This window comes from Acinetobacter sp. OYA S30 (genome assembly GCF_033599315.1).
Lineage (GTDB): Bacteria > Pseudomonadota > Gammaproteobacteria > Pseudomonadales > Moraxellaceae > Acinetobacter > Acinetobacter baumannii.
Genome location: NZ_JAWVAV010000012.1, coordinates 66,026 through 84,532, shown reverse-complemented (window position 1 = coordinate 84,532; position 18,507 = coordinate 66,026). Strand labels below are relative to the sequence as shown.

Sequence of the window (18,507 nt, the reverse complement as noted above, 5' to 3'; positions counted from 1 at the left end):
GCTTTTTTTATTGCTTCATTTATAACTGAGTTGCATCAGGTTCCAAAATAGGTTTGCCGCTTCTCAGGCTATTGAGTGCATCTGTATTAAAGTCAATCAAGAGCGAATTATTTTTAGCATCAATTTGATATTTTTGAATAAGAGACTGATCCCCATTCAAAGTCTCAACTCTATATGAGTCTGCAATATGTAAAATGCCTTCTAGGTTTGTTGTGGTTGATGCGAAATCTTGCCTAAAAATTTCATAGACATCTCGCAAGTCAAAAATGGCATTATCTGCATCTGGGTGTTTATGAATATAGCTTTCTATATGTCGCACCAGTAATTGTGCAAACAAGTAATAGTCTGGTTTATGCGTATATTCTAGATTCATGCATTTTTCTCCTTATTATCTGTTATTAGCATACATGGCAAAACAGAAGATATTGTATAAAATTCATTACACTAGATGATGACTTGGAAATATTACAAAGAAATAAAAACTCTATTACGCCCTTGGCGCTTTGCTTGATAGAGCGCATCGTCTGCTTCTTTAAACAAACTTTCAATAGAACGGTGATAGCTTGGAGAATATAAGCTAATACCAATACTTACCTGCACAAAGATGGGTAATTTGCCATATACATAAATCGGTTGTTGACTAATTTGAATGCGTATTCTTTCCGCGAGTTCAAAGGCAGCCTCTCTGGTGGTATCCGGAATAAAAATTGCGAATTCTTCTCCACCAAAACGTCCTAGTAAGTCATGAGGATGTAAAATATTTTGTATGGTCGTTACACAGGTCTGTAAGGCTCTATCCCCAATTAAGTGGCCATAACTATCATTCACTTTTTTAAAATGATCGACGTCCAACATAAAAAATGCAGAGGTCTTATTTTCCTTTTGTACTTTTTCTTGGAGTAGGCGGACTGACTGTAAAAATTGGCGTCGAGTTAAACTTGAGGTGAGTTCATCATGGGCAATTGCATGTTGTAACTTCTGAATTAATTCAGAATGGAGTGCGCTAATACTGGAAACGGTAAGTGGCGCAACCGTCATCATGATCAGCCCTATACGTATAGAAATGGTATTGCCTAAATAGTCTTGCGGATACAGTAACAAATAATGCCCTGAGACATGATAAATAATATATGCACTGGTAAAGGATGTAATGAGAGCAACAATAATCGGTTTATAGCGTATAGCGCACCAGATTAATGCGGCGATGGGGTAGAGTAGGGAACCTGGACCCGAGTCGTAATAACTTACACCTATCGAAATTAAAACAGCGAATAAAGGCAAAAAATCAATCGCTTTGATATATATACGATTACCCTTAAGATGGTTTTTTATTTTAAGGTAAGGGGGGATGTTTAAAATAATGGGCAGCAACAATAAGGCATTTTGAAGCTCTGATGTAACCCAATAACCAAATTCGGCCCAAAAACTACCAATCATAAATTTGGTGTTAAACATAGGCACAAAAGTTGCTGCAAACAAAGCACCGGTTATGCTGCCAATCCCGCATAGTGCGAATAAGAGTAAATAAGAATAGCCTTGATAAGCTGCTTTTATATGGCGATTAAACAATATTGCGAGTGCTAAAGTCGTTACTACATACAGGTAGTTGGATATCGTTAAAATAAGGGTGAGAAAAAGAGGTGTGCCATTAACTAAATCGGCAATCATGTAACCGGTAAAAGCACCGGCAAAACTACCAATTTGGCGTGTTTGTGGAAATCGAAGCAATAGGCCTAGAAATACCGAATTAGCAGGCCAGAAAAAAGCAAGAAAACTAAGAGGACGAGATGCAATTCCAATAAAGCAACATAACGTAATAATGATGGTAAATAAGAGAAAAAATTTCAGGGAGGTAGAAAATGAAAATTCACGAAGTGAGTATGGCATCAGCTGCCCTTAATGATAAACACTCTTATCCAAGAGTAATAAAATATTAATGCATGATTAAACATTCATCATAATTCAGAGGGGAAGATGAATACAATAAAAAACCGATTAATATTATAAAAAAGTAAGGTGTTTAATTTGACCGATTGAGCAATTGTGCAAATAATATTAAAAATCAGAAAATGAAAAAAATCATTACAAGTGCGAAAACTATCAAATAAACCGATTATAAGCGGTGAAACCCCCTCTACAAGACATAGATGATTACTTTTGATTGGAAAATCATCCAAAAGACTAAGACGCTTCAACTAGCAAGGGAAATTAGAAATCAGGTACAATTGGCGGGATTAATTTTGTGTTTGGTGTATTTGAAGGCCAATACATACATTCTTTGTTAAATAATAGGCCTGCCAGGAGTTATCCCCGCATGAGTGCCATTACTCCATACGACTGGGCGATTATCGCCTTCGTGATCGGCGTTACATTTCTTTGCGTCTTTATGCTCACAGTTCCCTTACTCCTCGGGGGGAAATCGTGGGGACGTGCTAAGCAAGAGCAGTTTGAATCAGGTGTCGTGAGTGCTGGTGGCGCTCGCATTCGCCTGTCTGCAAAGTTCTATCTAGTTGCAATTTTCTTCGTTGTTTTCGACTTAGAGGCACTTTACCTCTATGCATGGTCTACTTCGGTGCGTGAAGTAGGATGGTTGGGTTATACCACTGTCGTAATCTTTGTCGTTGACCTATTAATTGCGCTTGTTTATGCCTTCTCTGTAGGTGCTTTAAGTTGGGCACCGGCAGATCGCCGTAAATTAGCAGGTGAGAAGATTAAAGTCGGTTCACCAACAATGAACATTGCTGAAATTACACGCTTTAACTCTATTGAAGAGCTCGTAACTGACCCTACAGGCCAGATTCCAGCCCAATCATCAGGTCGTGTTAAGTCAAAAACTACACCTGCATTGTCATCTGAAAAGGAGTAAGTCGGGATGAAATATACTCTGACCCGCGCGAATCCGGATGCTGATCAATATCCATTGCAAGATCGTCAAATTGTGACAGATCCACTTGAAGAGGAAGTGAATAAAAACGTATTCATGACTCGTTTAGAGGATGTCTTGCATACAGCAGTAAACTGGGGACGTAAAAACTCTTTGTGGCCATTTAACTTTGGTACATCATGTTGTTACGTTGAATATGCAACGACCTTAACAGGCGTGCATGACTTGTCCCGTTTCGGTGCAGAGGTTATTCGTGCTTCACCTCGTCAGGCTGACTTGATGATTGTTGCAGGTACCTGCTTTGTAAAAATGGCTCCGGTTATCCAACGTTTGTATGAACAAATGTTAGAACCTAAATGGGTTATTTCAATGGGTGCTTGTGCAAACTCTGGAGGTATGTACGACATCTATTCAGTAGTACAAGGTGTAGACAAAATTATTCCTGTTGACGTGTACGTCCCAGGTTGTCCGCCTCGTCCTGAAGCATTAATCCAAGCATTAATGCTTTTACAAGACCAGATTCAATTAGAGCGACGCCCGCTTTCTGCCGTGATTGGTGATGATCTTCAGCCAGTGTATAAGCCAAAGATGATGCCAGAACGTGATCGTAAGAATGCGCAGCGTATTGCCGTTAAAAACTTACGCTCTATGGATGAGATTAAATAATTTTTTGACGGTGTTTTGACATATCTAACCGATATGTTCATCGAGAAAATTGACAGAATTTGTATTAAATAGGAAGCCAAGCCAATGGCTGAAACTGACATTGCTATGCCAGAATCAACACCAGTTGATTCACGCCCAGCATTTGCAATCGTAGAAGAGCTCAAAACCAAATTTGGTGAGAATTTCTATGTGCAGGCGACTTTTGAAGAGTTTCCAACAGTCTGGGTTGAGCGCGCACGCGTGCAAGAAGTCCTCATGTTCCTGCGTAAAGTGGAACGTCCTTATGTAATGCTGTTTGACTTATCAGCGATGGATGAGCGTTTACGTCAACATCGTGATGGTTTGCCAGCATCTGACTTCACTGTGTTCTATCATTTATTATCGCTTGAGCGTAATAGTGACATTCGTATCAAGGTTGCCTTGAACGAAAACGATCTTAACCTCCCGACAGCGACAAATATCTGGCCAAATGCCAACTGGTATGAACGTGAAGCTTACGATATGTTCGGTATCAATTTCGAAGGGCATCCAATGCTTCGTCGTATCTTGTTACCAACTTATTGGGAAGGTCACCCGCTTCGTAAAGAATATTCAGCACGTGCGACAGAATATACGCCGTACATGCAAGACAAAGCGAAGCAAGATTTCGAACAGGAACACTTACGCTTTGTACCAGAAGACTGGGGTCTTAAGCGTGGTAACGCTGACGAAGACTTCATGTTCTTGAACTTGGGTCCTAACCATCCATCTGCGCACGGTGCATTCCGTATTGTATTGCAGTTAGACGGTGAAGAAGTGAAGGACTGTGTTCCTGATATCGGTTATCACCACCGCGGTGTGGAAAAGATGGCTGAGCGTCAAACATGGCACTCATTCATTCCTTATACTGACCGTGTTGACTACTTGGGTGGTTGTGCGCAAAACATGCCATATGTCATGGCTGTTGAGCAGCTTGCTGGAATCAAAGTTCCTGAGCGTGCACAAGTGATCCGTGTCATGTTGAACGAATTGTTCCGTATTAATAACCACTTACTTTACTGTGGTACGGCAATTCAGGATGCCGGTGGTATGACACCAGTATTCTATATGTTCGCAGACCGTCAAAAAGTATACGACATCGTTGAAGCAATTACGGGTTACCGTATGCACCCGGCATGGTTCCGTATTGGGGGTACAGCACATGACCTTCCAAACAACTGGCAAAAACTTGTTAAAGAGTTGCTAGATTGGATGCCAAAACGTTTGAACGAATACTACACAGCTGCATTTAAAAACTCTGTGTTTATTGGTCGTACACGTAATGTTGCTCAATACGATGCCAAATCTGCGCTTGCATGGGGTGTAACCGGTACTGGTTTACGTGCAACAGGTATTGATTTCGACGTTCGTAAATATCGTCCATACAGTGGCTATGAAAACTTCGACTTCGAAGTTCCGGTTGAGTATGAAGGCGATGCGTACGCTCGTGTACTTGTTCACTTCCGTGAAATTGAACAATCACTCAAAATTATCAAACAGTGTTTGGATAACATGCCTTCTGGTCCATATAAAGCGGATCACCCATTGGCTGTTCCACCACCAAAAGATAAGACGTTACAAGATATTGAAACTTTGATTACGCACTTCTTGAGCGTGTCATGGGGTCCTGTCATGCCTGCTGGTGAAGCGTCATTCATGACTGAAGTTGTGAAAGGTGCAAGTACTTATTACTTGACTTCGGATAAGGCAACGATGAGTTATCGTACTCGTATCCGTACACCGACGTTTACTCACTTACAGCAAATTCCTTCAGTGATTAACGGCAGTTTAGTATCTGACTTAATCATTTATCTGGCGACCATTGACGTGGTTATGGCTGACGTGGATCGCTAAGAGGTAACGCAAAATGATGATTCTGACTGATAAAAAACCACGTGTGAATGTTGAGGGGATTTTGACTGCTGAAGAAATCCACGAAATTGAACATCACATTGGTCACTATCCATACCCACGTGCAGCTTCTTTAGATGCATTAAAGTGCGTACAGCGCCGTAATGGCTGGGTAGATGATGCTCAAATGAACGCCATCGCACAATTATTAACGATCAGTGTTGCAGATTTGGAAGGTGTTGCAACGTTCTACAACCGTATCTATCGCCAACCTGTAGGTCGCCACGTAATTTTGCTTTGTGACTCAATTGCTTGCTTCTTGATGGGTGCTGAAACACTTGCTGAAGCATTCCAACGCGAATTAGGTATTCAGTTTGGTCAAACGACACAAGATGGTCGTTTTACGCTGCTTCCAATTTGCTGTCTAGGCAACTGTGACAAAGGCCCAACGTTAATGATTGATGAAGATACTCACGGTTTAGTAGAAGTGACATCAATCAAACAGTTATTGGAGAAGTATGTATGAATACTGAACCAAAACCAATTTATGGCGACGGTAATCCGGAAACTCATCCACTGACTTGGCGTTTAAGCAAACAAGAATCGGTACGTAGTGCTGACGATTACGAAGCACTTGAAGGTTATGCCGGCTTTAAAAAAGCATTAGGTATGAAACCTGCTGAAGTGCTTGAAGTCATTAAAGCTGCAACTGTAAAAGGTCGTGGTGGTGCAGGCTTCCCTGCAGGGATCAAATGGTCTCTTATGGCGCCAAATGATGGCGGTCCACGTTACTTGATCTGTAACGCCGATGAGATGGAACCAGGTACCTTTAAAGACCGTTTGTTGATGGAAAAACTTCCTCACCAATTGATCGAAGGTATGTTGATTGCAGGTTATACCCTAGAAGCAACTCAGGGTTATATCTTTATTCGTGGTGAATATATCGAGGCTGCACAATACCTAAATGAAGCGCTTGAGCAAATCCGCGCTAAAGGTTACTTAGGTGACAACATTTTAGGTTCTGGCTGGAACTTTGAGTTACACGTGCACACTGGTGCAGGTCGTTATATTTGTGGTGAAGAAACTGCATTGATTAACTCACTTGAAGGTCGCCGTGCTAACCCACGTACTAAACCACCGTTCCCGCAAGTTGCTGGTGCATGGGGTCGCCCAACGATTGTGAACAACGTTGAGACTTATAACAACTTGCCAGCAATCATGCTTCGTGGTCCAGAATGGTATATCGGTTTATCAGCAGGTAAATCAAAAGATCCGGGCACAAAGATTTATGGTGCGTCAGGTAAAGTAAAATTCCCTGGTCTTTGGGAACTACCATTTGGTACGACTGCACGTGAAGTAATCGAAGAACATGCTGGTGGTATGCGTGATGGCTTGAAGCTTAAAGCATGGTTACCAGGCGGTGCGTCTACTGACTTTTTACCGGCAGATACCATTGATTTACCAATGGATGCTGAAACCATTATGAAAGCAGGTTCGCGTTTAGGAACATGTTTATTAATGGTGGTAGACGAGACCCAATGTATGGTGTCGTTGACCCGTAATCTGGAAGAATTCTTTGCGCGTGAATCATGTGGCTGGTGTACACCTTGCCGTGATGGTTTGCCATGGGCTGTTAAAGCGCTTAAAGCACTTGAGACAGGTGAAGGTAAGAAAGAGGATATCGACCACTTACAAGAACTTACTCGTAAATTGTGGATTGGTAAGACTTTCTGTGCCCACGCACCAGGTGCGATGGAGCCGCTTATGGGCGCACTCAAACATTTCCGTAGCGAGTTTGAAGCGAAAGTGACTGATCGTCCTGTCGTGCAAACTAGCAACGTAGAACAAGCTTAAGGGATTCGACTATGGCTACAATTCATGTCGATGGAAAATCGTACGAAGTCAATGGATCAGAAAACTTGCTACAAGCATGTTTATCCCTTGGCATTGATATTCCGTATTTTTGTTGGCACCCATCCTTAGGTTCTGTTGGTTCATGTCGTCAATGTGCCGTAACTCAGTATGCAAATCCTGAAGATACGCGCGGACGTCTTGTGATGTCATGTATGACACCAGCATCTGACAATACCTATATTTCGATTGAAGACAAAGAAGCAGTAGATTTCCGTGAATCTATTGTTGAGTTCTTAATGACCAATCACCCACACGACTGTCCAGTGTGTGAAGAGGGTGGTCACTGTCATTTACAAGATATGACTGTAATGACAGGTCACGACCGTCGTCGCTATCGTTTTACTAAGCGTACACATTACAACCAAGAACTAGGCTCATTCATTGCACATGAAATGAACCGTTGTATTGCTTGTTATCGTTGTGTTCGTTACTACAAAGATTATGCAGGCGGTACAGACTTTGGTGTATATGCCAATGCATCACGTGTTTACTTTGGTCGTCCAGAATCAGGTACTTTAGAGTCTGAATTCTCTGGTAACTTGACTGAAGTATGTCCAACTGGTGTATTTACCGATAAGACTCATTCAGAGCGCTATAACCGTAAATGGGATATGCAATATGCACCAAGCGTGTGTCATGGCTGTTCTTCAGGTTGTAACATCTCTCCGGGTGAGCGTTATGGCGAAATCCGTCGTGTAGAAAACCGTTTCAATGGTTCGGTTAACCAATACTTCCTTTGTGACAAAGGCCGTTTTGGCACAGGTTATGTAAACCGTGCAGATCGTCCACGTCAACCTCAGTTCCGTAATGGCGAAACAGTAGCTACTGTTTCTGTTGACCAAGCGTTGGACCAAACAATTGCGAAACTTGAAGGTAAAAAAGTTCTAGGTATCGGTTCGCCACGTGCAAGCTTAGAATCAAATTACGCATTGCGTGAACTAGTGGGCCAAGCAAACTACTCAACAGGTGTTGCACAAAAAGAGCAAAGCCTCGTTGAACTTGCTGCTTCAATCATGCAAACAGAGGGTATTTACAACCCGAACATGCGTGAAATTGAAAGCTACGATGCAGTACTAATTTTGGGTGAAGATTTAACTCAAACTGCTCCACGTATGGCATTGTCAGTTCGTCAAGCTGCAAAAAACAAAGCTCGCGAAATGGCTGCAAAAACACGTACACCGGACTGGTTGGCTGAGCCTGTACAACGTATTGGTCAGGAAGCGAAATCTCCGATCTATATCTTGGCTGCAACTCAAACTCGTCTTGCAGATGTTGCGACAGGTGAAGTTGTTGCATCTCCAAATGATATTGCGCGTTTAGGTTTTGCAGTTGCTGCGGCAGTTAAAGGTGAAACAGTTAATGGTTTAGATGAAGATGCAAAAGCATTTGCTCAAACTATTGCCGACACTTTAAAAGCAGCAAACAAACCGTTAATTATTGCGGGTACGAGCTTGCAAGATGCTTCAATTATGGAAGCGGCAGCAGAGTTAACGCAAAACCTTGGCTCAAAAGCTGGTTTAAGCCTTGTTGTTCCTGAAGTGAACTCTATGGGCTTGGCATTATTTGGTGGCTTAAGCCTTGAACAAGCATTTGCTCAAGACTACGACACACTTGTTATTGTTGAAAATGACTTATTCCGTCGTTTACCGGCCGCTCAAGTTAAAGCAGCACTTGATAAAGCTGAAACAGTAATCGTGCTTGACCACAGTGAAACTGAAACTGTGAAACAGGCTGATATTGTACTTTCAGCAGCAAGCTTTGCTGAAGGTGATGGTACTGTCGTAAGCCAAGAAGGTCGTGCACAACGCTTCTACCAAGTTTACGATCCAAGCTACTACAAACCTGAATACGCGATTAAAGAATCTTGGCGTTGGTTGCATGCCATTGAAACTGGCCTTAAAGGCAAGCCAATTGATTGGACAGTACTTGACGACGTAATCGAAACAATCGTGAAGAACGTTCCAGTACTTGAAGCAATTCAAGATGTTGCGCCAGACGCTGGCTACCGTGTACATGGTTTGAAAATTGCTCGTGAACCACGTCGTTATTCTGGTCGTACAGCAATGCGTGCGCCTTTATCGGTTCATGAACCTAAACAACCGACAGATCCAGACTCAGCATTAACATTCTCTATGGAAGGTTATGTAGGTCCGCAAAAAGCTTCTTCGCTTGTACCATTTGCGTGGGCACCAGGTTGGAACTCTCCACAATCTTGGAACAAATACCAAGATGAAGTGGGTGGTCACTTAAAAGGTGGTGATTCAGGCGTTCGTTTATTCGACCGTTTAGCAAAACGTCCAGCACGTAGCTATGTCGCTCCAACAGCTGTAGTTGCAAATCCTGAAAGCTTCCGTCTTGTACCAATGCACCATATCTTTGGTTCTGGTGAATTCACAATTAAAACACCTGCAATGGAAACTCGTATTCCTGAAGCTGTATTTGCTGTGGGCGAACAAGACGCAACACGTTTGAATCTACAAGAAGGCCAACGTATTACAGTAAAAGCAGGCGAAACAACTGTGAGCTTACCTGTACAAGTAATCGAATATTTACCTACAGGTTATATTGGTTACCCAGTTGGTTTAGCTCCGACAGTATCTTTAGCTGAACCTGTTTCAGTGGCATTAGGAGTGTAATTCATGAATCAAGAAATTATACGTCAAACGCCACTTTGGGCTGAGAACTGGCCAATTGCTTACGCTGTTGTTCAAGCAGTTGTGATTTTGCTTGTTGTTGTTCTTGTTGCAGCGTTGATGTCTTTCATTGAGCGTCGTTTGCTTGCGTGGTGGCAAGACCGTTATGGTCCAAACCGTGTTGGTCCTGGTGGTATGTTCCAGATCGTTGCCGACATGCTTAAGATCATGTTCAAAGAAGACTGGACACCAAAATTTGCTGATAAATTAACTTTCCGTTTAGCTCCGGCAGTTGCGATGGCAACTGCGGTGCTTTCGTTCATGGTTATTCCTGTAAGCCCTGCATTGGGTGTTGCGGACATGAGCATCGGTTTGTTGTTCTTTATGGCAATGGCTGGTATTGCGGTTTATGCAGTGTTATTCGGTGGTTGGTCATCAAATAACAAATATTCATTACTCGGTGGTTTGCGTTCAGCTGCTCAAACAATTTCTTATGAAGTGTTCTTGGGTATCTCGCTAATGGGTGTGGTTGCAATCGCTGGTTCATTTAACCTTCGTGAAATTGTTGAAGCTCAACGTGATGTTTGGTTCATCATTCCACAGTTCTTAGGTTTCTTGATTTTCGTTGTTGCAGGTGTTGCGGTAACTCACCGTCACCCATTTGACCAACCTGAAGCAGAACAAGAATTGGCCGAAGGTTACCATGTTGAATATGGCGGTATGAAATGGGGTATGTTCTTCGTTGCTGAATATGTAAACGTTGTACTTATCTCTGCATTGATCGTGACTTTATTCTTTGGTGGCTGGTTAGCTCCATTCAATTTAGAAATTCCATTTGTTCCACCAGTGTTCTGGTTTGTGATTAAAACAGCATTCTTCGTAATGATGTTTGTATTGGCACGTGGTTCTTTAATGCGTCCACGTTACGACCAAGTCATGAACTTCGGTTGGAAAATTTGTTTGCCGCTGGCGTTGGTTAACCTATTGGTAACTGGTGCTGTGATTCTGATGAATCAGGCCTAAGACAGCAGGGAGTACAAAATGTATAAAATTCTAGCTGGAGTTGGGTCAATCGTTCGGACGTTATTCATGGTATTTACCCATGGTTTCCGTAAACGTGACACAATTCTTTATCCAGAAGTACCAGCAGAGGAAATTGTACCACCTCGCTATCGTGGTCGTATTATCTTGACACGTGACCCGGATGGGGAAGAGCGTTGTGTGGCATGTAACCTTTGTGCGGTTGCATGTCCGGTTGGCTGTATTTCACTGCAAAAAGCTGAAAAAGAAGACGGACGTTGGTATCCGGAATTTTTCCGTATCAACTTCTCTCGTTGTATCTTCTGCGGTATGTGTGAAGAAGCATGTCCAACTACAGCGATTCAGCTAACTCCAGATTTCGAGTTGGGCGAATACGTACGTCAAGACCTCGTATATGAGAAAGAAAACTTGCTCATTTCAGGTCCAGGTAAATACCCAGACTATAACTTCTACCGTGTAACTGGTATGGCAATTAACGGTAAAGAGAAAGGTCAAGCACAAAAAGAAAGTGCACCAATCGATGTACGGAGTCTATTACCATGATGTGGCCGTTTTATTTGATGGCGCTCGTGGCCATCGTTTCTACGGTTCGTGTAGTGACTAACACGAACCCTGTACATGCATTGCTTAGTCTGATTGTTTCATTGCTTGCTGTTGCTGGTATTTTCATGATCGTAGGTGCGCCGTTTGCCGGCGCCCTCGAAATCATTGTTTATGCTGGTGCGATTATGGTCTTGTTCGTATTCGTTGTGATGATGCTTAACTTAGGGCAACACACAGTTGAACAAGAACGTAAATGGCTTTCTTCAGATGCTTGGGCATATCCAGCACTCATGAGCTTTTTACTTGGCTTACTTTTAGTTTGGATGCTCGGTGGTGAATATACAACCATCTCTGCACCACTTGGAGCACAAGTAATTGGACCAAAAGTTGTTGGTCAAGCGCTCTTTACACACTATTTATTGTTGGTTGAAGTTGCCGCGATGTTATTGCTAGCAGCCCTTGTTGCAGCATACCACTTAGGTAAACGTGAACCAGGTGCAGAAGAGGAAAAAGAATAATGGGCCAGATCCCTTTAGAACATGGTTTGATTGTTGCAACCATTCTTTTTGCACTCGGTTTTTACGGTGTAATGGTGCGACGCAACCTTTTATTTATGTTAATGAGCCTTGAGATCATGATGAATGCTGCAGCGTTAGCATTCGTTCTTGCGGGTAGTGTATGGGCACAACCAGATGGACAAGTCATGTTCATTCTGATTTTAACCCTTGCTGCGGCAGAGGCGTGTATCGGTCTTGCGATTGTCCTTCAGTTCTATCATCGCTTCCATCATTTGGATGTGGATGCTGCTAGTGAGATGCGCGGATGAGTTATTTATATCTAACAGTATTATTTCCGCTAATCGGTTTTATTTTATTGGCGGCTGGGCGTGATAAGCTCTCTGAAAATGTTGCAGCAATTATTGGTGTAGGTTCTGTAGGTTTATCTGCATTATTTGCATTGATTGCTGGTATGGCATTTACCAGTAGCGGCCAGCAAGTTTTTGTTCAAAATCTTTGGACATGGTTCAATGTTGGTGGTTTCGCGCCTGGCATTAGCTTACATTTAGATGGCTTATCTTTACTCATGATGGGTATGATCACGGGTGTTGGTTTCCTAATCCACATCTTTGCATCATGGTACATGCGTGGTGAAGAAGGGTATGCGCGCTTCTTCTCTTATTTCAACCTATTCGTTGCAAGCATGCTTTTGCTTGTGTTGGGTGACAACTTAGCGTTGTTATTCTTAGGTTGGGAAGGCGTAGGTCTATGCTCTTACTTGCTGATTGGTTTCTATTATGCAAATCCTGCAAATGGTTGGGCAGCGATCAAAGCATTTACAGTTACCCGTGTAGGTGACGTATTCTTACTTATCGCTTTATTCTTGCTTTACCAACAATTTGGTACGCTTAATACTCAGTACATCGTTGAACACGCAGCAGAAGTAATGACGAAGAGTTCGTCACTTACCATCTGGACTGCATTAATGTTGTTCTTGGGTGCTGCTGGTAAATCTGCACAAATTCCATTGCAAACATGGTTAGCAGATGCGATGGCAGGTCCTACACCTGTTTCTGCATTAATCCACGCAGCAACAATGGTAACAGCTGGTGTGTACTTGTGCTGTCGTCTATTCAGCGTATTTGAACTTGCGCCTGAAGTGATGCAATTCATTTCGGTAACAGGTGCTGTAACTTTATTAGTTGCAGGCTTTGCTGCTCTCGTACAAACAGACATCAAACGTATTTTAGCTTACTCAACTATGAGTCAGCTTGGTTATATGTTTATGGCTGTAGGTGCAGAAGCGTATCAAGCTGGCTTGTTCCACATGTTGGCTCACGCATTCTTCAAAGCATTATTATTCTTGTCTTCTGGTGCAGTTATTCTTGCTTACCATCACGAACAAAATATTTTCAAAATGGGCGGTTTGTTCTACAAAAACAAATTCCTATTTGCATGTTTTGCGATTGGTGGCGGTGCATTAGCAGCTATCCCATTCTTAACTATCGGCTTCTTCTCTAAAGACGCGATTCTCGGTGAGGTTTGGGTACAAGGTCAATCGATTGCTTTATATAACAGCTTATATTGGGCTGGTGTAGCAGGTGCATTCCTGACTTCAATCTATACCTTCCGTTTAATCTGGGTTGTATTCTTCGGTAAAGAAAATACACATTACCATGAGATTAAAGGTGCTACTTACTGGGCTCCATTAGGTATTTTAGCTGTATTGTCTACTTTTGTTGGTGCTGCATTAAAAGCTCCGGTAGCAAACATTTTGAATACGGCAAAAATTCCTGAATTCCATGTTGCTGAACAATTTGTTGAAGGCATGCATGGGGCAGAGCATTTAGCAGTAGGTATCGCGCTTGTTGGTTTAGCTGTTGGTATTGGTCTATTTGCATTTGCTTACGGTGCAGTAAAATCGTTTGCAAAAACAAGTCTTGGTGCTGGCTTAGCTCATATTTGTCGTACTGCATTTGGTTTCGATGCGTTGTATGACATCGTTTTTGTTAAACCTTATTTATTCTTCGCCAAACTATTTGGTCGTGATCCGATTGACAGCTTATGGCTTGTTCTTCCTGCGCTTGTTAAAGGCGGAAACAGTTTCACAAGCTCACGTCAAACAGGTTCATTGCGTGAATACGCATCAAGCATGTCACTCGGTGTAGTGGTGTTATTGATGATCTTGATCGTTATTCAGGTAGTGGGGAAATAAAATGGAAAACAATTTAATTTTACCCGCGCTGATCCTTGTTCCGTTCATTGCAGGTTTTACTTGTTGGTTAGTCGATAAACTCGACAAAACTTTGCCACGCTGGATCGCCTTAATTGGTATGCTCATCACGTTGGGCTTAGGTCTTGCACTTTGGCAAAGTGGTACTTATAGCTACGAGTTAGGCTCAAAAGTCCCAACTTGGACAGCTGAGTTTTATTTACCGTGGATTCAATCTCTCGGTATTGGCATTCACCTAGCAGTGGATGGCTTGTCTTTACTCATGGTGTTATTAACAGCTTTACTTGGTGTACTTGCTGTTGGTTGTTCATGGGGTGAGATCCAAAAGAATGTTGGTTTCTTCCACTTAAACTTGTTATGGAGTTTAGGGGGCGTTATCGGCGTGTTCTTGGCAATTGATTTGTTCCTATTCTTCTTCTTCTGGGAGATGATGCTTGTACCAATCTACTTCTTGATTGCGTTATGGGGTCATAAGGGTTCAAACGGTCGTTCACGTGTTTACGCTGCAACCAAGTTCTTCTTATATACGCAAATCGCTGGTTTAGTAATGTTAATCGGTATCCTTGGCCTTGTGGTTTATGGTTACATGATGACTGGTATGATCGGTTTTGATTACAACTATTTATTAGCTGTAGCGAATCGTTTACCTGCTGGCTTCGCGTATGGTTTCATGATCTGCTTCTTTATTGGTTTTGCAGTGAAGTTACCAGTTTTCCCATTGCATGGCTGGTTACCGGATGCCCATGCTCAAGCACCTACAGCGGGTTCTGTAGACTTGGCTGGTATCTTGATTAAAACAGCAGCGTACGGTTTGCTTCGTTTTGTAATTCCATTCTTCCCGGCAGCTTCTGCACAGTTTGCAGATATTGCAATTATTTTCGGTTTGATTGGTATTTTCTACGGCGCGTGGTGTGCTTACCAGCAAACTGATATGAAACGTTTACTTGCGTATACGTCGATTTCACATATGGGCTTCGTTTTACTTGCTATTTATGCAGGTAATATTTTGACCTTCCAAGGTCTAATGATCATGATGTTGGCACATGGTTTGTCATCAGCTGCATTGTTCATTATGTCTGGTCAAATCTACGAGCGCTTACATACACGTGATTTACGTTTGATGGGTGGTCTTCGTGGTCAGCTCCAGTATTTACCGTTCTTCTTAATGTTCTTCGTCGCAGCTCTTGTTGGTGTGCCAGGTTTAGGTAACTTTATTGGTGAATTCCTGATTTTGATGGGTTCATTTAATAAATATCCTGTATTCACGATCATTGCTTCTATCAGCCTTGTATTTGCAGGTTTGTATGGTTTGATCTTGATTCACCGTGCTTTGTTTGGTGAACCAAACTCTGAACAAAAGCAACACTACACTAGTCCATTAAAAGACTTATCTGCTCGTGAAGTTAGTATTTTGATGATTTGTGCGATTGGTCTCGTTTGGCTTGGTATCTATCCACAAACATTCTTGGATGTATCTCATTCAAGCATGCAGTGGTTGGTCAATAGTTATGTACCAGTACAAGAAGTCGTTGAAACTGTTCAGCAAACAGCTACTCAACTTGACCATGTGGAGATCCAATAATCATGAACTTCACAGTATCATTTTCTACGCTTATGCCTTTAGCACCGGTGATGATTGTTGCTTTGACAGCAGTCGTCGTCATGCTGTTAATTTCAATTAAGCGTAACCATAATTTAATCGCAACAACCTCTGTTGTCGGTTTAAACCTTGCTGCACTTTATATCTTGTTAGAATTATTTGGCGGTAAATTTGTGCCGGCAAATGTGATGGGCATGTTTATGGTTGATCCATTTACTATGTTCTATCAATTCATGATTTTAGTTGCATCATTGGCTTGCTGTACTTTGTCTCATGCATATATTGAGACTTATAAAGACAACCGCGAAGAACTCTATCTTCTGTTACTTGCTTCTGTAGCAGGTGCAATGTTGATGGTTGCAAGTTCACACTATGCATCATTCTTCATTAGCCTTGAGTTAATGTCGATTCCTGTATACGGCTTACTTGCTTATACATATCAACGTAGTCAGTCGCTTGAAGCAGGGATTAAGTATCTTGTGCTTTCTGCAACAGTTTCTGCAATGTTGTTGATGGGTATGGCGTATATCTACGCTTATACTGGTTCACTTTCATTCTATGATTCTGTACAAGCTTTATTTGGCGCAATCAAACAGCCAATGGTGTTATTAGGTTTAGCACTCATTATTTTTGCTGTTGCATTCAAATTGTCGCTTGCACCGTTCCATAAATGGACACCAGATGTATATGCAGGTGCACCAGCTCCAATGGCAACGTTCTTGGCGACTGCTGCTAAAGTTGCAACAATTGGTTTGTTCGTACGTTATTTGCTTGCTTCTGGCGCAATCATGGTGAACTCGCTAGTGACTGTTTTGACAATCATTGCCGTATTGTCAATTTTAGTCGGTAACTTGCTCGCTGTTCGTCAGGTCAACTTAAAGCGTATTTTGGGTTATTCATCTATTGCTCACTTTGGTTATTTGTTAATTGCTTTAATCAGCATGACATATGCAAGCTTGGGCAGCGTAACTGTGTATGTGGTGACTTATGTATTAACGACTATTGGTGCTTTTGGTGCAGTAGCGTTAATGTCTAGCCCATATAACAACGTAGATGAAGCGCAAAGCCTTGCAGACTACCGTGGTTTGTTCTGGCGCCGTCCAGTACTTACAGCAACATTAACAGTCATGATGTTATCTTTGGCTGGTATTCCATTAACAGCAGGCTTCATTGGTAAGTTCTTGGTTGTTATGGCTGCTGTAACAACTCAACACTGGTTCTTAGCTGCAATGATTATTGTGGGTAGTGGTATTGGTTTGTATTACTACTTACGTGTGATGGTTGTTATGTATATGACTCCACCTGAAACTCCTCGTATTGATGCTGATGCACATTGGGGACAAAAAGTGGGTGGTTTAATGGTATTGGCTGCTGCTGCATTAGTTATTATTTTGGGTGTTTATCCAGATCCAATGATTAATTTGGCATTAAAAGCAGAAATTTTATCTCCATTACATTTCATGCTTTCTCAGCAACAATAATTCTTGTGTACAAAAAAGCCTCCAAATATGGAGGCTTTTTTTTATTGATAGTTAAAAAAAGATTATAATAAATACGTTTTTATATTTTTAGGTAACATCTGTGGCCATTCAAGAAATTCGTCACCCACTTATTCGTCATAAATTAGGTTTATTACGTCGTGCTGACATCAGTACCAAGAATTTCCGTGAGCTTGCTCAGGAAGTGACTATGTTATTGACATATGAAGCGACGAAAGACTTACCAGTTGTGGATTGTGAGATTGAAGGTTGGGCTGGCAATGTTACTACTCAGCGTATCGCGGGTAAAAAAATAACGATTGTACCGATTTTGCGTGCAGGTATCGGTATGCTTGATGGTGTGCTTAACCTAATTCCAAGTGCAAAAGTAAGTGTGTTAGGGCTTGAGCGTGATGAAGCAACTCTAGAAGTACGTACTTACTATAAAAAGTTAGTTCCTGATGTCGCTAACCGTATTGCCATGATTATTGATCCAATGTTGGCAACAGGTAATTCTTTAGTTGCTGCTATTGATGTATTAAAGGCAAGTGGATGTAAAGATATCCGTGTTATGGTGTTAGTTGCAGCACCTGAAGGAATCGCGAAAGTAGAGGCAGCACATCCTGATATTCAGCTTTATACTGCATCTATTGACAATGGCTTAAATGAACATGGTTATATTGTTCCAGGTTTAGGCGATGCTGGTGACAAAATTTTTGGTAGTGTTCAAAAAGACTAATTTTTGAAATAACGATAAAAAGAGACTTCATTAAGCCGTATAACTTTAAAGAGCGGAAATGAAAGTCTCTTTTTATTTACTACAGTAATTGCATTGGGAAAGTAGGGTGAAAAATCATGAAGCAAGAGTTTTATACTGGAAGGGTAAAACAATATAACGCCGATAAAGGGTTTGGTTTTATTTCGACGACTGAAGGAGATATTTTCTTTCATATTTCTGATTTCCCTGCATCCGAAGGTGAACCGAAAAGAAATGAAAAAGTGAGATTTCTTGCTGCAGATAATCGAGGAAAATTTAAAGCTATTAAGATTGAGCGTATCGATCCTAACCCTGCGAAGACTAAGAAAACTAAAATTGCTGATCACAATAAAGCGATCACAAGTGAGTTATTGTCTAATTTCCGACGCTAA

Annotated in this window: 17 protein-coding genes; 15 read left to right on the top strand and 2 right to left on the bottom strand. The window is 41.7% G+C overall.

Annotated elements, in window-relative coordinates:
- Positions 1-19: 19 nt before the first annotated feature.
- Both R5R67_RS08480 and R5R67_RS08475 read right to left on the bottom strand, forming a co-directional pair.
- Complete coding sequence (locus R5R67_RS08480) at positions 20-373, bottom strand: hypothetical protein (protein ID WP_001047857.1); 354 nt, start codon at positions 371-373, stop codon at positions 20-22.
- Between the two features lie 92 nt (positions 374-465).
- Complete coding sequence (locus tag R5R67_RS08475) at positions 466-1,887, bottom strand: sensor domain-containing diguanylate cyclase (RefSeq protein WP_001147032.1); 1,422 nt, start codon at positions 1,885-1,887, stop codon at positions 466-468.
- Positions 1,888-2,314: 427 nt separating this feature from the next.
- On the opposite strand from R5R67_RS08475, the gene ndhC reads away from it, so the two are divergent.
- The 15 genes from ndhC to R5R67_RS08400 all read left to right on the top strand — a co-directional run bounded on the left by ndhC (position 2,315) and on the right by R5R67_RS08400 (position 18,507).
- The gene (ndhC, locus tag R5R67_RS08470) at positions 2,315-2,866 is read left to right on the top strand and encodes an NADH-quinone oxidoreductase subunit A (RefSeq protein WP_001274550.1); all 552 of its coding nucleotides are present in this window, start codon (positions 2,315-2,317) and stop codon (positions 2,864-2,866) included.
- Between the two features lie 6 nt (positions 2,867-2,872).
- On the top strand, positions 2,873-3,550 hold the full coding sequence (locus R5R67_RS08465; protein WP_000878003.1) for a NuoB/complex I 20 kDa subunit family protein: 678 nt from the start codon (positions 2,873-2,875) through the stop codon (positions 3,548-3,550).
- A gap of 84 nt (positions 3,551-3,634) precedes the next feature.
- The gene (nuoC, locus tag R5R67_RS08460; RefSeq protein ID WP_000852150.1) at positions 3,635-5,422 is read left to right on the top strand and encodes an NADH-quinone oxidoreductase subunit C/D; all 1,788 of its coding nucleotides are present in this window, start codon (positions 3,635-3,637) and stop codon (positions 5,420-5,422) included.
- Between the two features lie 13 nt (positions 5,423-5,435).
- Positions 5,436-5,945: an NADH-quinone oxidoreductase subunit NuoE gene (gene nuoE, locus R5R67_RS08455; protein WP_000973142.1), complete on the top strand. Its 510-nt coding sequence runs from the start codon at positions 5,436-5,438 to the stop codon at positions 5,943-5,945.
- Positions 5,942-7,273 carry an NADH-quinone oxidoreductase subunit NuoF gene (nuoF, locus tag R5R67_RS08450; protein ID WP_001091095.1) on the top strand — a complete coding sequence of 444 codons (1,332 nt, stop codon included), beginning with the start codon at positions 5,942-5,944 and terminating at the stop codon, positions 7,271-7,273. Before nuoE ends, nuoF begins: the two co-directional genes overlap by 4 nt.
- A gap of 11 nt (positions 7,274-7,284) precedes the next feature.
- The gene (gene nuoG, locus R5R67_RS08445) at positions 7,285-9,969 is read left to right on the top strand and encodes an NADH-quinone oxidoreductase subunit NuoG (protein WP_000190957.1); all 2,685 of its coding nucleotides are present in this window, start codon (positions 7,285-7,287) and stop codon (positions 9,967-9,969) included.
- Positions 9,970-9,972: 3 nt separating this feature from the next.
- Entirely contained in the window at positions 9,973-10,989 is a 1,017-nt protein-coding gene (gene nuoH / locus R5R67_RS08440; RefSeq protein ID WP_001070989.1) for an NADH-quinone oxidoreductase subunit NuoH, read from the top strand.
- Positions 10,990-11,007: 18 nt separating this feature from the next.
- Complete coding sequence (gene nuoI, locus R5R67_RS08435; RefSeq protein ID WP_000276693.1) at positions 11,008-11,550, top strand: NADH-quinone oxidoreductase subunit NuoI; 543 nt, start codon at positions 11,008-11,010, stop codon at positions 11,548-11,550.
- The gene (nuoJ, locus tag R5R67_RS08430) at positions 11,550-12,068 is read left to right on the top strand and encodes an NADH-quinone oxidoreductase subunit J (protein ID WP_014205902.1); all 519 of its coding nucleotides are present in this window, start codon (positions 11,550-11,552) and stop codon (positions 12,066-12,068) included. Before nuoI ends, nuoJ begins: the two co-directional genes overlap by 1 nt.
- Positions 12,068-12,376 carry an NADH-quinone oxidoreductase subunit NuoK gene (gene nuoK / locus R5R67_RS08425; protein ID WP_000529822.1) on the top strand — a complete coding sequence of 103 codons (309 nt, stop codon included), beginning with the start codon at positions 12,068-12,070 and terminating at the stop codon, positions 12,374-12,376. Before nuoJ ends, nuoK begins: the two co-directional genes overlap by 1 nt.
- Positions 12,373-14,262: an NADH-quinone oxidoreductase subunit L gene (gene nuoL, locus R5R67_RS08420; protein WP_000121137.1), complete on the top strand. Its 1,890-nt coding sequence runs from the start codon at positions 12,373-12,375 to the stop codon at positions 14,260-14,262. The genes nuoK and nuoL overlap by 4 nt, the downstream gene beginning before the upstream one ends.
- Before the next feature lies 1 nt (position 14,263).
- Positions 14,264-15,862, top strand: coding sequence for an NADH-quinone oxidoreductase subunit M (gene nuoM, locus R5R67_RS08415; RefSeq protein ID WP_000429844.1), 1,599 nt, complete (start codon positions 14,264-14,266; stop codon positions 15,860-15,862).
- A 2-nt stretch (positions 15,863-15,864) separates the two neighbouring features.
- Positions 15,865-17,361, top strand: a complete 1,497-nt coding sequence (gene nuoN / locus R5R67_RS08410; RefSeq protein WP_001011958.1) for an NADH-quinone oxidoreductase subunit NuoN — start codon at positions 15,865-15,867, stop codon at positions 17,359-17,361.
- A gap of 100 nt (positions 17,362-17,461) precedes the next feature.
- The gene (gene upp, locus R5R67_RS08405; protein WP_001007343.1) at positions 17,462-18,097 is read left to right on the top strand and encodes a uracil phosphoribosyltransferase; all 636 of its coding nucleotides are present in this window, start codon (positions 17,462-17,464) and stop codon (positions 18,095-18,097) included.
- A gap of 116 nt (positions 18,098-18,213) precedes the next feature.
- Positions 18,214-18,507, top strand: a complete 294-nt coding sequence (locus tag R5R67_RS08400) for a cold shock domain-containing protein (protein WP_000806837.1) — start codon at positions 18,214-18,216, stop codon at positions 18,505-18,507.

Excerpts from the sequence above, each read along its gene's own strand:
- nuoH (WP_001070989.1), top strand. The coding sequence starts at position 9,973 with ATGAATCAAGAAATTATACGTCAAACGCCACTTTGGGCTGAGAACTGG.
- nuoI (WP_000276693.1), top strand. The coding sequence starts at position 11,008 with ATGTATAAAATTCTAGCTGGAGTTGGGTCAATCGTTCGGACGTTATTC.
- R5R67_RS08480 (WP_001047857.1), bottom strand. The coding sequence starts at position 373 with ATGAATCTAGAATATACGCATAAACCAGACTATTACTTGTTTGCACAA.
- nuoG (WP_000190957.1), top strand. The coding sequence starts at position 7,285 with ATGGCTACAATTCATGTCGATGGAAAATCGTACGAAGTCAATGGATCA.
- R5R67_RS08400 (WP_000806837.1), top strand. The coding sequence starts at position 18,214 with ATGAAGCAAGAGTTTTATACTGGAAGGGTAAAACAATATAACGCCGAT.
- R5R67_RS08465 (WP_000878003.1), top strand. The coding sequence starts at position 2,873 with ATGAAATATACTCTGACCCGCGCGAATCCGGATGCTGATCAATATCCA.
- nuoK (WP_000529822.1), top strand. The coding sequence starts at position 12,068 with ATGGGCCAGATCCCTTTAGAACATGGTTTGATTGTTGCAACCATTCTT.
- R5R67_RS08475 (WP_001147032.1), bottom strand. The coding sequence starts at position 1,887 with ATGCCATACTCACTTCGTGAATTTTCATTTTCTACCTCCCTGAAATTT.
- nuoL (WP_000121137.1), top strand. The coding sequence starts at position 12,373 with ATGAGTTATTTATATCTAACAGTATTATTTCCGCTAATCGGTTTTATT.
- nuoF (WP_001091095.1), top strand. The coding sequence starts at position 5,942 with ATGAATACTGAACCAAAACCAATTTATGGCGACGGTAATCCGGAAACT.
- nuoM (WP_000429844.1), top strand. The coding sequence starts at position 14,264 with ATGGAAAACAATTTAATTTTACCCGCGCTGATCCTTGTTCCGTTCATT.
- ndhC (WP_001274550.1), top strand. The coding sequence starts at position 2,315 with ATGAGTGCCATTACTCCATACGACTGGGCGATTATCGCCTTCGTGATC.
- nuoN (WP_001011958.1), top strand. The coding sequence starts at position 15,865 with ATGAACTTCACAGTATCATTTTCTACGCTTATGCCTTTAGCACCGGTG.
- nuoJ (WP_014205902.1), top strand. The coding sequence starts at position 11,550 with ATGTGGCCGTTTTATTTGATGGCGCTCGTGGCCATCGTTTCTACGGTT.
- nuoE (WP_000973142.1), top strand. The coding sequence starts at position 5,436 with ATGATGATTCTGACTGATAAAAAACCACGTGTGAATGTTGAGGGGATT.
- nuoC (WP_000852150.1), top strand. The coding sequence starts at position 3,635 with ATGGCTGAAACTGACATTGCTATGCCAGAATCAACACCAGTTGATTCA.